Source organism: Bacillus inaquosorum KCTC 13429 (genome assembly GCF_000332645.1).
GTDB lineage: Bacteria > Bacillota > Bacilli > Bacillales > Bacillaceae > Bacillus > Bacillus inaquosorum.
In genome coordinates, this window is record NZ_AMXN01000008.1 from 1 (window position 1) to 13547 (window position 13547).

The following is a 13547-nucleotide window of genomic DNA, read 5'->3' on the forward strand; positions in this document are numbered from 1 at the left end:
TCGGCGCCGATTGTCCAGGTAGGGAACATCTCCCAAATGGAGGCATCGAATCCAAAGCCCGCGTATTTTGCACTGCGGTCCTCCTCTGTCATGCTGAACGCGTCATGGTGCCAGAAGCACAGGTTCACAAGCGCATGGTGCTCGACCATGACACCTTTCGGCTGTCCGGTCGTTCCAGAAGTGTAAATCATGTACGCGAGGTTCTCCGCGTTTGTATCCGCCTCTGGATTTTCCTCATCGTTTTCATCTAGCGGCAGGCTTAGAATCGTGCGATCCCCGTCGAGAAGAATGACGTCTCCTGAGAAGCTATCCGGAACTGAAATGCCTTCCTGTTTCAAGAGAAGCTTCGCTCCGCTGTCTTGTAAAATATAGTCAATCCGCTGATCCGGATAATCAGGATCAATCGGCACAAACGCCGCCCCCGCCTTTAAGACGCCGAGCACCGCAGCGGACATTTCCAGCGACGGCTTCGTGAGAACGCCGACGCGCTCATCCGCGCTGATGCCGCAGTCGATCAGAATCCGCGCAAGACGGTTTGCCTTCGCATTCAGCTCCCCGTACGTCCATGACTGTCCGTTGAATGTGACAGCCGGGCGGTCTTTGTGGCGCTGAGCGGTCTCTTCGAATAGCTGATGAACGGTTTTGTCTGTCGGCACAGGCAGCGTTTTGCCCTTCCAGGCGTCCAGAAGCGTTTGTTTTTCTGTTTCATTCACAAGTGACAGGCTGGAAAGCGGCTGGTTCGGATTGCCTGTGACAGCATCTAGAAGCTGCATCCAGTATTGCTTCCATCGTTCAATCGTTTCCGGCTTAAACAGCGCTGTATTGTATTCGAGTACGAACGTAAGCCCTCCATCGGTTTCGTCAGCTGTCAGCGTGATGTCAAACTTAGCCGTTTTCCGTTCAAACGGATGCGGCTCCAGCTGAATCCCTTTCATCGTTAGATCCTTGATGTTCGCATTTTGCATTGAAAATACTGCATCGAATAACGGATTTCTGCTGGTGTCACGCTGAACCTGTACGTTCCCGATCAAGTCCTCAAGCGGGTAATCCTGCGCATCAAAAGCGCTGAGTGCCGTTTCTTTCACTTCGCTAAGATAGTCAGCAAACGTCTTTTCACCTTTCGGATACGTGCGCAACGCCAACGTATTGACGAACATTCCGATGACGCGGCTGACGTCCGCTTGGGATCGTCCGGCTACCGGTGAACCGACGATGATATCGTCTTGCCCGCTCAGTTTTGATAAAAACGCACTGTATGAAGCGAGAAGCACCATGTACATTGTGGAATCCGTTTCTTTTGCGAGTCTGCGCAGGGCATCAACTTTGCCCGCTTCTAATGAAAATGCAATGCGGTCTCCCTCAAATGTTTGAACGGCAGGCCGGCTATAGTCAGTCGGTAGCGTCAGCACCGGCAGCTCTCCGTCCAGCTCCTTCAGCCAATGCTCCTCTTGCTTCTTGTAAAGCTCAGACTGAATGAACTGCTGCTGCCACACGGCATAATCCTTGTATTGAATGCGGAGCGGCTCAAGGGTTTCTCCATCGTACAGCTTTGAAAGCTCCTCAATGAGCACGCCGACAGACGCACCATCAGAAATAATATGATGCATATCGAACAACAGCACATGCTCAGTGTCTGAATGCTTGATCAGCCCCATTCTGAACAGCGGAAGCCGATCGATTTTGAAAGGCTTGATAAACTCAGAAACGATCCGCTCTGTCTCTTCTTCTGCGGCTTCGAAATATGCCATCTCACATTCAGCCTCTTCCCAGATTCGCTGCACCGTTTCTCCATCTTTTATTTCAAACGTGGTTCTAAAGGCTTCATGACGCTTCATCAACTGCTTCATCACGCTGTTGAGCCTTTCAACATCAAGCTCACCTGTAAGGCGCAGAACCGCCGGCATGTTATAGCTCGTTTCCGCTCCTTCAAGCTGCTGGAGCACGTACATCCGTTTTTGCGGTGAAGAAACAGGATACGTATCTTGTTTCTTTGCAGGGCTGATGCTGATGACTGTCCGTTTTTCAGCAGAGTCAATCACCTGTGCCAAGCCTTCAACCGTCGGTGACTGGAAGAGATCTTTGAGTGACAGCTCAACGCCCAGTTCCTGATGAACCAAGGCAAGCATCTTCATACCTGCTAATGAATGTCCGCCGATGTCAAAGAATTGGTCATAAACGCCGACTTGTTCAGCCTGAAGCACATGCGCCCAAATGTCTGCGACTTTTTGTTCCGTTTCATTGCGAGGCGCAACATATGAAACACCTCTTGAGACGTTGGCATCAGGAAGCGGCAGCGCTCTCCGGTCGATTTTTCCGTTCCCGGTCAGCGGCAGCTCGTCCATTTGGATAAACACCGCAGGAACCATATAAGCCGGCAGATCCTTCGCCGCATGCTCTCTCAGCTCATGAGATGAGATTTCTCCCTCTCCGACAAAGTACGCGCAGAGCAGTTTGTCTCCCGCGCCTTGGTCAACTGCAAGCACAACACTCTCTTGCACGCGGTCGTGGGTTTGCATCTGATGTTCGATTTCTCCAAGCTCGATGCGCTGTCCGCGGATTTTCACCTGGTGGTCGATCCGCCCGATAAATTCGATATCGCCATTCGGCAGCCATCTGGCAAGGTCACCCGTTTTATACATACGTTCGCCGGATGCAAACGGATACGGAACGAATTTCTCCTCAGTCAGTTCAGGACGGTTGTAATAGCCTTTCACGAGCCCTTCGCCGCTGACGCATAGCTCCCCGGCGATCCCGGCAGGCTGCACGTGTCCCGCCCGGTCAAGGATGTATACTTCCGTATTGCTGACCGGTTTTCCAATCGGAACAGACAGCGTGTGCTCCTCCAATTCATCAACCGGATGATACGTCGCGAAAACCGTGCTTTCAGACGGCCCGTACATGTGAAGGAGCTTGCCTTTTCCGACAATTTGCAAAGCTTTTCTTACATGCTCAACTGAAGCCCGCTCCCCGCCAAACATAATCTTTCGCAGCGTTGACAAGCACGCTGGATTCAAGTCCACAAGCAGGTGGAACAAAGCGGTTGTAATCATAAGAATGCTGATGTTCTCCCGCTCAATAACGCGAGACAGGCGAGCCATATCCAAAACTGTTTCTTTCGGTATCAGCACAAGCTTGGCACCGTTTAACAAAGAACCGAACATATCAAACATAAACGCGTCAAATACGTAATTGGAAAGTCCGAGAATCGTATCCTGTTCTGTAATGCTGAGATAATTCGTTTCCTTCACCGTGCGCAGAATATTAGCATGCGTCACGATATTTCCCTTCGGTGTTCCTGTCGTTCCGGAAGTATACGTCAGGTTGGCCATCGCCGCAGAATCAAGAGGCAGTGCAAGATTTTGCACATCGGCATGATAGCTTTCTTCCTCATCTGCAAGCACGATAACGCCGCTAAATTCCGCTTCTTCTGCTAAAGCCTTTAATTTTTTCTGAGTGAGAAGCACCTTCGCTCCGCTGTCGCGGAAGAAATGCTGCATCCGCTGAATCGGGTGCTCCGGATCAATCGGAACATAAGCCGAACCTGTCTTTAATACCGCGAGGATCGACACAATCATGTCCATTGACCGCTCGCATAAGACAGCCGCTGTTCTGCCTTCGCCTGCCCCAAAAGAAAGAATGCCGCGCGCTAACCGATTGGCCCGTTCATTCAGCTCACGATAGGTAAGTGATTCGCCTTCATATTGAAGTGCCGGCTGGTCTGGCGTTTTCGCCGCTTGCTCTTCAAACAGCTGAACAATTGTCTTGTCTTTCGGATAAGGTGTTCTTTCCGGGTTGAACTGCTGAATTTGCGAAGCAGCCTCCTCTTCGGAAAGAAGTTTGTACTCAGAAATCTGTTTCTCAGGCTCAGCAGCAGCATCTTCAAGCAAACGCGCAAAATGCGTAAGCAGCCTGACTGCCGTGCTTTGTTTAAACAGCTTCGTGCTGTAGTCTAAATCAAGCTCAATGCCCTCATCGGTTTCTCTCGCCTGCATCGTCAAATCAAATTTTGCAATCTTGAAGTTAGTCTCATGAACAGACAAAGACAGATCGCCGACAGCCGGAATGCCCTCTGTCGCATTTTGAAGACTGAACATCGTGTCAAACAGCGGATGTCTGCTTACATCACGCGGAATGTTCAAATCTTCAACAAGCCACTCAAACGGATAATCCTGATGAGAAAAAGCATCCAGCACCTGTGTGCGGACACGCGTGATCAAATCGGTAAACGTCTCATCCTGCTTCACTTCGCTGCGAATCGCGAGCGTATTGACGAACATCCCGACAATGCCCTCTGTATCGGAGTGGTTTCTGCCCGCTGACGGCGTGCCGACAATGATGTCATCCTGTCCTGTATACTTTGATAAAAGCGTATAGTACGCGGAGAGCATCACCATATACAAAGTGGCGCCGTTTTGTTCAGCCAAACGATTTAGGCGATCCTTCAACCCCGCATCCAGCTTGATTGACACCCGGTCTCCTTCAAAGCTTTGAACAGGCGGTCTCGGGTAATCGGACAGAAGCTGAAGCACCGGAAGCTCGCCCGCAAAGGCTTCCTTCCAATACGCCCGGTCCTTCTGGTACCCTTCAGCAGCCTGTCTGCTTTGCCACACGGCATAATCCTTATACTGAAGACGAAGCTCAGGAAGCTGTTCGCCTTTATATAACCGTGCTAACTCCTCCAAAATAATGCCGATGGACACACCGTCAGAAATCAAATGGTGCATGTCAAACAGCAGCATATGACGGTTCTCTTCTAACTTCATCAAGCCGATTCTGAACAGCGGCGCTTTCGCCAAATCAAATCTCCGGACGAATGAAGTCATAATTTCCTCATCGGAGCGGCCGCCTCTTTCCATCAACTCGACTTTGAAATCGACACTGTCATGAATGTTCTGTCTAGGCGTGTTGTTTTCAAGAATAAATGACGTTCTCAGAGACTCGTGGCGGCGGATTAACCCTTGAAATGCCCGCTCCAGCTTTTGAATCTCTAAAGGCCCTTCCAAAATCGCTGCCGCCGGCATGTTGTATCCGACTCCCGCATCCTCAAACTGGCTGACGATATATGTTCGCTGCTGTGCCAATGAAAGCGGGTAATGCTCCTGTTTTTCAGCAGGTTCAATCGCTGCAAATGCCCGGCTTTCTCTGTGATCGGCTTCCTCTGCAAGAGCGGCAATTGTCGGATGCTCAAACAAATATTGAAGCGGAATCTCAGCGCCTGTTTCCTTATGAATCCTTGTTAAAAGCGTCATTGCCTTCAATGAATGCCCGCCCGTTTCAAAGAAATTGTCAAAGATCCCCGCTTTTTCAACATTGAGCACATCCTGCCAAATGGCTGCGATTGCTTTTTCCGTCTCATTTCGCGGCGCCGTATAGGCCGTTCCGCTGACTGCCTTCACCTCTAGTGCAAACAGCTTGCGGCGGTCGACTTTGCCGCTTGGCGTGAGCGGAATTTCTGTGATTTCTGTAAAGTAAGCCGGCACCATGTAGTCAGGAAGCTGTCTGGCCGCGTGTGCCCGCAGACTGGCTGGAGCAAATTCGCTTCCAAGCTTCTGCACAACATATGCGCTGACCTCGAGATTTCCCTGTTCATCAGGACGTGCCAAAACAACGGCTTTCGCAACGTCAGACGCCTGCTGAATAACGGCTTCAATTTCCCCAAGCTCAATCCGGTATCCGCGGACTTTGACCTGGTCATCCTCTCTTCCTAAATATTCGATTGTTCCATCTGGAAGCCAGCGCACCACGTCTCCGGTCCGGTACATCCGATCGCCTGGTACGAATGGATCTTGTAAAAACTTCTCAGCCGTCAATTCAGGCAGATGTAAATAACCTCGGCCTACACCATCGCCCGCGATATAAAGCTCGCCCGCCACGCCTTCCGGCTGCAGCCGGCCTTTTTGATCCAAAATATATAAGCGGTTGTTCCCCAGCGCTTTCCCGATCGGCACATACGCTGATTGAACAGCATTCTCCGGGATAACCGGATGAACAGATGCGTCCACACACGTTTCGGTCGGCCCGTACACATTGGTCAAACGCGGCGCTATGCCGGCTTCTTTAAACAGCTTCAGCAGCTTGTCCGCAACGACAGACGATAAACCCTCTCCTCCAATCAGCAGGTGCTTCAGCTTTAAGCCTTCAAAATCGCCAGCTGCTATCAGCATTTGCAGATGGGCCGGTGTTCCGTCCGTTGCCTCAATGCAGTGCCTGCGATAATACGCAGCTAGGGCAGATCCGTTCGTCACTGTTTTCTTCGGTACAATATAAAGGGTTTGTCCCAAAAGAAGCGACGCGAAAATCTGCTTCACTGACGCATCGAAGTGGAACGGCGCAAGCAATGCCATCCGCAGTGTTTGGCTGGCGCTTTGGTAAATCGTCTGCTGCAAAGACACAACCAAATGATGAACCTGGCGATGCTCGATCATAACGCCTTTCGGACGTCCGGTTGTTCCCGATGTGTAAATAATGTAGGCAAGGTTCCGTGCGTTTACATCTGCATTCAGGCTTTCGCCAGCACCTTCCGCAATCGCCTGATCAAAATCAATCAGTTCAGCATCGGCCGCAGGAGCTTCAATCTGCGATTCAGTCAGGATGAAGTCCGCTCCGCAGTCCTCCAAAATATATTGAATGCGCTCCGCAGGAAAAGCGGGATCAATCGGCACATAGGCTCCGCCGGCTTTTAAAATCCCCATGATAGACGTAATCATCCGTTCAGAGCGTTCAAGCAGAACCGCAACAGGACTGTCAGGGCCAACGCCTTTCTGTTTCAGCACATTGGCGATGCGTGCAGATTGCTCATGTAACGTTCGATAGGACAATGTGCGATCTTCAAATACAACCGCTGGATGATCAGAAAGCTGCTCAGCCTGTTCTTGGAACAGCTCTGGAATCGTCATATCCTTACGATAGCTGACAGATTCATCGCCGGCCCTCACAAGCAGCTTCTCTTTCTCCGCTTCAGAAATCAGCGTTAATTCATCAATGGTATGATCTGGATGCAATAATGCGTTCTCCAGCATCGTAATCATGCGTTCACAAACAATTTTGATTTCTTCACGTGAAAATAAATCAGTGCGGTAATCAAAATCAATGGTGAGTTTCCCAGTATCCCATCGATCCTTTACATGAATCGATACATCATTTAATCCGCTGCCGCTGAAAATCGGTTCAGTCAAAAAGGCCAGATTCTCTTCTTTCTGCCACTGCATCACCTGATATTCAAGAGAAACCGTAAACAGCTTGGTCAGAGAGCTCTTTGTTTCACGCAAATCGTTGATCAGGAGATTATACGGGTACTTTTGGTGACGAAGTGTTTTCATGAGATCCTTCATCCGGTCTTTGACAAAATCTAAGAACGCCTGCCCGCCGTCAATGTTCGTCCGCAGCGGAACCGTTGATACAAACATGCCAAGCATCTGCTTCTCTTTCGCATTTGTCCGGTTGCCCATAAAGGTTCCCGTCACGACATCATTCTGGCCGCTGACTCTGTACAAATAGGCGGCGAGCACCGATTGAAACACTGAAAGAACACTGACCTTGTTTTCCTCACAAAACGATAGAAGATGCTGATGAAGCGTTTCAGGCACATCTTTAGAAAACCGCTCAGCCTCTAAACTTCCTCCTGCAGAGACATTCCGTTTCAGGGAAACAAGTTCAGGCACCGTTTCGAATTGCTTGTTCCAAAACGCCTTGTCCTTTTCAAACCGTTTTGATTGAGCATAGTCCTGTTCAGATAAAACATGATCGATAAATGAATGCGAAATGCCCTCTTTTGTATCTGAGCCGCCGGCTAATTCTAAATAAATGTGCATAATCGCATTTCCGAGAATATTCATGGAAATTCCATCAGAAATCACGTGATGAACATTTGCGTAAAACCATACTTCATTTTCCTTTATGGTGAACAAGGAAAAACGGAACAAGTCACAATCGTACAGCGGCAGAGGTTTTTTTGTTTCCTCCCGGCCCCATTGTGAAATAGACTCTATCGCATTCGGATCTCCAGTGGTGTCAGTATGTTTTATATCAACAGGCCGATACTCGCTAATATATTGAACGGGCTCTCCGTTTTCATTGAGACGCAAACGAAGGCGCATGGCGTCATTTCTGCGGATAAACGCTTGAATCGCCTGCTCCACAAGCTTCCAATCAATTTTTTCAGTTGAAACCAGCTTACCAATCCCCGCAAGATTTGAAATACTTGTGTCAGGATAAAATTTTTCTGTATACCAAATTCGTTTTTGTGCATCCGTTAAAGGGTAAAAAGTTATTTCCATATTGTCATACCTCCCCTAATCTTCAATAACCAGTGAACATGTGCAGCATATTTTCCCTTTCTTATCCATATAAGCTTTTAATCCTTATGAACTAACAGCCGAAAAAGCCCAAAGTACTACGTTTAAAAAGCAGTGCATCCTAACAAAAAAACAGATTGCCGCTGTCAAAACAACTGCCATCAATCATCATTGCGGGGTTTAACACAAGCAAATAAAGACCGCAAGATCCCTCATCCAAACATGATACAGTTTTGGCTAATTATTCATTGTTTTCAATATTTTTTTACCTTACTACCGTTCACTTTAAATGAAAAAAATGTTTTTATCACCGAAAAATGGGTGAAAAGTTTCATGCGGGATACCGAAAGATTCCAGTTTATTTACTGGGATATTTTTGCGGGATGCCGCAATAATTTCCACTAAACATTATTTACAGAAAAATAAAAATTTTTAAAATGATCCTTTCCGCTTCATCCCATTTATTGTTGAAAGCCATTTACAATCTTTACATCCCATATGTTTACCGCGCAAAAACCGAAAAACAGGCAAAAAAAAGACACCCTTATTCAAGAGCGCCTACAATGATTCCTTTATGACATTTTTATCGATGTCAATCAGCTCCATATAGCCTTTCCCCCACTCATACATGGCATCAAGAATAGGCATCAGGCTTTCTCCTTGCGGGGTCAAGGAGTATTCAACCTTCGGCGGGACAACCGGATACACTTCCCTGTGAACAATCATATCCTGCTCAAGCTCTCTCAGCTGATTCACGAGGATCTTCTGCGTAATATCAGGAATCAAAGCTTTTAATTCATTGAACCGTTTCGTGCCTTCTTTTCCTAAATGCCACAAAATGAGCATTTTCCATTTACCGCCGATCACCGCAAGCGTTAATTCCTTCTCACAATTAAACCTTTTGTCGTCCATCCGGCTCAAAAGAAATCCCCCCTTAGTATATTTTTTGTATGTTAGATACGTATCATCACTTACTTACTTTTTTGCAGACTCCTTTTTATTATACTCACTCCTAAAACCAAGCGAAAGAAATCTGATTGCCTCTACTCACAGTATCCTCCAAGTAACTAGTTGACTTCAAAGTGCCTACTTCTCATCAAAAGAGTGAACCTATAGAATGAAAAATAATTCGAAAAAGGGAGTGGATCAACAATGGAATTACAGCTGGCATTAGACCTCGTCAACATCCCGGAAGCCATCGAGCTCGTCAAAGAAGTGGAACAATACATCGACGTGGTTGAGATCGGAACACCGGTTGTCATTAATGAGGGCCTTAGAGCCGTTAAAGAAATAAAAGAAGCATTTCCGCAATTGAAGGTTTTAGCAGACCTGAAAATCATGGATGCCGGCGGATATGAAATCATGAAAGCATCTGAAGCAGGCGCTGACATTATCACCGTTTTAGGGGCTACAGACGATGCAACGATTAAAGGCGCAGTAGGAGAAGCCAAAAAACAGAAGAAGAAAATCTTGGTAGACATGATTAACGTGAAAGATATTGAATCCCGTGCGAAAGAAATTGACGCACTTGGTGTTGACTACATCTGCGTCCACACTGGATATGATCTTCAAGCAGAGGGCAAAAACTCTTTCGAAGAATTAACGACAATCAAAAATACCGTTAAAAACGCAAAAACCGCAATTGCGGGCGGGATCAAACTTGATACACTGCCAGAAGTGATCAAACAAAATCCTGACCTTGTCATTGTTGGGGGCGGAATTACAAGCGCAGCCGATAAAGCGGAAACAGCTTCAAAAATGAAACAGCTTATTGCCCAAGGATAAATCATATGAAAACGACTGAATTCGTAACGGAAATTCTAAACGAGTTACACCGTTCAGCGGCTTATATTTCTAATGAAGAAGCTGATCAGCTCGCCGATCACATTCTTTCGTCCCATCAAATTTTCACTGCAGGGGCGGGGCGGTCTGGCCTGATGGCAAAATCCTTCGCGATGAGATTGATCCACATGGGCTTCAACGCTCATATTGCCGGTGAGATTCTCACTCCGCCGCTCCGCGAGGGAGATCTCGTCATTATCGGCTCAGGATCCGGCGAGACAAAGAGCTTAATCCATACAGCAGCAAAAGCAAAAAGCTTACACGGGATCGTTGCCGCTTTAACCATCAATCCGGAATCAAGCATCGGAAAACAAGCGGATCTCATCGTCAAAATGCCCGGGTCCCCTAAAGACCGGTCAAACGGAAGCTATAAAACCATTCAGCCAATGGGTTCCTTATTTGAGCAAACATTGCTGCTATTCTATGATGCAGTGATTTTAAAACTCATGGAGAAAAAAGGACTCGATTCTGAAACCATGTTCACCCACCACGCAAACCTTGAATAGCGTCACACAACCGGCCTGTAGATCAGGCCGGTTTTATTATTTTCTAAATAAAGCTTTAAACCCAAAAACCCGATAAGTAATATGACCTACAAATCACAAAAAGGAGGAATTATGTTGATAAAACAACTAAAGCTTAAGCTAGGAACAAAAATTCTCTGCATGGTTTTCGTGATTATTCTTTTGTTTTCGGTATCAGTCGGTACTGTAATGCTTAAGGAAATTACAGAAAGCATGAAACAAATGGCGACTGAAAAAGCGAAAGGCGATCTCGCTTTAAGCAGCGCTTATATTGATGATGTCATTTCAGGGGACTGGCAGGTAAAAAACAATAAGCTGTATAAAGGCAAGATCCAAATCAACGGAAATGAAGATATTGTTGATCTGCTTGGTGAAAAAACAGGTGATACGGTTACCATTTTCCAAGGAGATACTCGTGTTGCAACCAATGTCATGAAGAGCGGCGAAAGAGCTGTCGGCACTCAGGCTTCTTCTGAAGTTATTGACGCTGTTTTAAAGAGCGGAAAACGATTCTACGGACAAGCAGACGTGGCAGGCTCCTCTTATCAGACGGCATACATGCCTTTAAAAGATCAAAACGGGGACATCATCGGCATGCTGTATACCGGAGCCAACCAAAGCATATTAGCATCGCTTACCAAGTCACTCTTCACTCAATTCGCTATCGTTCTTGCTATCGTCATTATTGTATCAGTCATCCTTGTCCTGATTTTCACCAGAAGAATCAATAAGCGGCTCAACGCTTTAAAATGCGCCTTTGAAAGTGCTGGAAACGGAGATATGACAATAGAGGTATCAGACAAATCCGGTGACGAGCTATCAGAACTCAGCGTCTATTACAATAAGATGAGAATGAAACTGAACAATACCATTCAAACCGTGCAGCAATCAGCTCTTCAGCTTGCGTCAGCCTCCCAGCAGCTCTCAGCCGGAGCAGAGGAAACAAATCAAGCTTCAGAAAAGATCACAGAAGCTGTACAGCACATTGCAAATGGAGCCCAGCATCAGATGACTAGAATTGAAAGCAGTGAAAGCTCACTGAAACAAGCTTCAGCAGACATACGGGATATTTCTTCAAACACGGCTGCTATCGCTGACAAAGGACAGCTTGCGCAATCAAAAGCCGACATCGGGCAAAAGGAAATTGCAGATGTACAGGCACAAATGGATGCGATACACCATTCGATTCAGAAAAGCGGAGAAATCATACAGCAGCTGGACGGCCGCTCTAAACAAATTGAACAAATTTTATCCGTCATCACCCAAATTGCCGATCAGACAAACCTGCTTGCGCTGAATGCAGCGATTGAAGCTGCCAGAGCCGGTGAACATGGCAAAGGCTTTGCTGTTGTTGCCGATGAAGTACGTAAATTAGCGGAAGAGTCTCAACAGTCTGCAGGACAAATTTCAACATTAATTACAGAGATACAAAAAGATATGAACCAATCTGCAAGGTCAGTTGAGCATGTAAAAACAGAGGCTGCCGAAGGTGTCACCATGATCCAGCGCACAAAAGATGCATTTAAGGAAATTGCAGCCGCAACAGGTGAAATCAGCGCCGAGATCAGTGATTTATCAGCATCTGTATCAAACATTTCAGCCAGTGCGCATCAAATAAACGATTCCTTTGCAGCCAATACGGCTGACATTAAAGAATCTACAGATAATACCCGGCAGGCCGCTGCATTAACAGAAGAGCAATTTGCTGCGATGGAAGAGATTACTGCAGCTTCTGAAACGCTATCTCAATTAGCTGAGGAGCTTACTGGTATCATAAGCCAATTTAAAATGATTGATCAACCTGAAAACGGCCGATGACTTACTATCATTATTGTAAATTGGCAACGGTATTTTACTGAAAACAAATATTTCGACCAGCTAAAATTACGATTTCTGCAATAAACTGAGTGTAAAACATAAAATTTTAACCTTTACACTAAACGCTTTCTGGATTACTCTTGGATCAGTTTTTAAAGTTGCTAATTGCGGGAGGTGAACATCACGATGGACATCATAAAAACGATACTCCTCGTCATCGTCGTCATAGCAGCTGCAGCTGTCAGCCTGATAAAGGGAGACTTTTTCTCAGCTGATCAAAAAACGTCTCAAACGAAAGAATATGACGAAACAATCGCCTTCCCTTCTGACCGTTATCCCGAAACGGCAAAACATATAAAGGATGCGATAAATGAGGGGCACTCAGATGTGTGTACCATCGACAGGGACGGAGCTGAGGAACGCCGTGAGCAATCATTAAAAGACGTACCGCCTAAAACGGGGTATGACAGAGATGAATGGCCAATGGCCATGTGCAAAGAAGGCGGTGAGGGAGCTTCTGTAGAATATATTTCTCCCACTGACAACCGCGGTGCAGGTTCTTGGGTCGGGCATCAGCTTACCGATTACCCTGACGGCACAAAGGTTTTATTCACGATTCAGTAAACAGTTAAAAGAGGAGGAACAGCACATTGATCAAGTCATGGAAGCCGCAAGAACTGTCGATTTCATATCATCAATTTACTGTATTTCAAAAGGATTCCGCACCTCCTGTCATGGATTGGACTGACGAAGCGATTGAAAAAGGATATGCTGCGGCGGACGGAGCAATTTCCTTTGAGGCTCAGAGAAATACAAAGGCATTTATTCTTTTGCGCCTTAACAGTTCAGAAACTGTAAACTCCTACGAAAAAAAAGTGACTGTTCCTTTTCATGTCACAGAAAACGGAATTGAGATTGAAAGCATTATGTCTAAAAGGCTGTCCTTTGATCTTCCTAAAGGGGACTATCAATTGACATGCTGGACTGTGCCGGCTGAAAAGTCAGATCTGCACGCCGACACTTATATTATTGATGCTGTTTCTGTGTAATGAAAAATCCCTGAGAGAGT

The 13547-nt window shown here is 46.6% G+C and carries 7 protein-coding genes; 5 read left to right on the forward strand and 2 right to left on the reverse strand.

All coding sequences use genetic code 11. The annotated features are described in order from the left end of the window. Both srfAA and hxlR read right to left on the reverse strand, forming a co-directional pair. A partial coding sequence (srfAA, locus tag BSI_RS0121555) for a surfactin non-ribosomal peptide synthetase SrfAA (protein ID WP_032732280.1) occupies positions 1 to 8276 on the reverse strand: 8276 nt, incomplete at its 3' end. Between the two features lie 576 nt (positions 8277 to 8852). Continuing rightward, positions 8853 to 9215, reverse strand: a complete 363-nt coding sequence (gene hxlR / locus BSI_RS03840; RefSeq protein ID WP_003241118.1) for a transcriptional activator HxlR — start codon at positions 9213 to 9215, stop codon at positions 8853 to 8855. A gap of 231 nt (positions 9216 to 9446) precedes the next feature. Between hxlR and hxlA the strand changes: the two genes are divergently transcribed. From hxlA to nin, 5 genes are all read left to right on the forward strand, one after another. Further along, positions 9447 to 10079 (forward strand): 3-hexulose-6-phosphate synthase, encoded by a 633-nt coding sequence (gene hxlA / locus BSI_RS03835; protein ID WP_003241120.1) that lies wholly within the window; start codon positions 9447 to 9449, stop codon positions 10077 to 10079. A gap of 5 nt (positions 10080 to 10084) precedes the next feature. Continuing rightward, positions 10085 to 10642: a 6-phospho-3-hexuloisomerase gene (hxlB, locus tag BSI_RS03830; RefSeq protein ID WP_003241122.1), complete on the forward strand. Its 558-nt coding sequence runs from the start codon at positions 10085 to 10087 to the stop codon at positions 10640 to 10642. A gap of 111 nt (positions 10643 to 10753) precedes the next feature. Beyond that, positions 10754 to 12478, forward strand: a complete 1725-nt coding sequence (tlpC, locus tag BSI_RS03825; RefSeq protein ID WP_003241123.1) for a methyl-accepting chemotaxis protein TlpC — start codon at positions 10754 to 10756, stop codon at positions 12476 to 12478. A gap of 174 nt (positions 12479 to 12652) precedes the next feature. Beyond that, complete coding sequence (nucA, locus tag BSI_RS03820) at positions 12653 to 13102, forward strand: DNA-entry nuclease (RefSeq protein WP_162532063.1); 450 nt, start codon at positions 12653 to 12655, stop codon at positions 13100 to 13102. 26 nt (positions 13103 to 13128) lie between these two features. Continuing rightward, on the forward strand, positions 13129 to 13527 hold the full coding sequence (gene nin / locus BSI_RS03815) for a DNA-entry nuclease inhibitor (protein WP_003241129.1): 399 nt from the start codon (positions 13129 to 13131) through the stop codon (positions 13525 to 13527). Positions 13528 to 13547: the final 20 nt, after the last annotated feature.

Bases quoted from the DNA above. Each gene is read 5' to 3' on its own strand.
- hxlA (WP_003241120.1), top strand. From the start codon at position 9,447: ATGGAATTACAGCTGGCATTAGACCTCGTCAACATCCCGGAAGCCATC.
- hxlB (WP_003241122.1), top strand. From the start codon at position 10,085: ATGAAAACGACTGAATTCGTAACGGAAATTCTAAACGAGTTACACCGT.
- tlpC (WP_003241123.1), top strand. From the start codon at position 10,754: ATGTTGATAAAACAACTAAAGCTTAAGCTAGGAACAAAAATTCTCTGC.